This is a genomic window from Vibrio sp. 2033 (genome assembly GCF_033339735.1).
On the sequence record NZ_JAWOVC010000201.1, the window covers coordinates 1 to 854 of the forward strand.

General features: G+C 39.6%; 1 protein-coding gene and 1 pseudogene. One reads left to right on the forward strand and one right to left on the reverse strand.

Annotation, left to right across the window (positions count from 1 at the left end; translation table 11 throughout):
• On the reverse strand, positions 1–319 hold a 319-nt coding region (locus R7P74_RS25570), incomplete at its 3' end, for a Rid family detoxifying hydrolase (protein ID WP_318123442.1).
• Positions 320–636: 317 nt separating this feature from the next.
• On the opposite strand from R7P74_RS25570, the pseudogene R7P74_RS25575 reads away from it, so the two are divergent.
• A pseudogene (locus R7P74_RS25575) lies at positions 637–854 on the forward strand (hypothetical protein); the annotation flags it as partial.

Genomic DNA, 854 nt, shown 5'->3' on the forward strand with positions numbered 1-854 from the left:
CGAAGCAACTGCGTGCCGGACAATCTTGTTGGAAAAACTCTGCGTAGACCTTGTTAAACTCGGCAAAGTCATTAATATTCGATAGGTAACACGTTGTTTTTAAAACAGTATCGACACTGCCACCACCAGCCTCTAAAACGTGCTTCAAGTTAGTAAGAGATTGATGACTTTGTGCACTGATGCCGCCTTCAACTACTTTTCCTGTTGCCTTATCAACGGGTAATTGACCAGAAGTAAAAATCAAATCGCCATAGGTAGTGCCATGTGAATAAGGTCCGATAGCAGCAGGCGCGTGTTCAGATGAAATCAATTCTTTCATTTTTAAATCCTCACATAAATTTTATTTTTTATTAAGAAGTTTCTAATTTAACTTCCGTATTAGCGTTATTTTTTCAATTAAATATGAATCAAACAACTAGAACAGATCACAAAATTCGTCAAAAAATCCAATTTATTTGAACTTTTTCGCCAAGATCTCAAATTTATCTGAATTTTCCACAAAAAAATTGGTGATATATGTTTTCTCAATTAAATTTGAGAAAAATTCATACTAACAAGAGAAACAATAAAATGAGCGTGACAGCACCTACACAAACCTTACCTATCGGTAAAGAGCCACCGCACGTAAAAGCAGGCATGGCCCTAGACGAGTGGAAAGCCGCGACCAAGTTTGATAGCACAGACTGGGGATGGGTGATCATGAGTATCGGCATGGCAATCGGTGCCGGTATTGTCTTTTTACCAGTAAAAGTAGGCGTATTGGGCCTTTGGGTATTCTTGGCCTCTGCCGTGATCGGCTACCCAGCGATGTACTTGTTCCAACGCCTTTTCATCAACACTCTCTCAAGTTCACC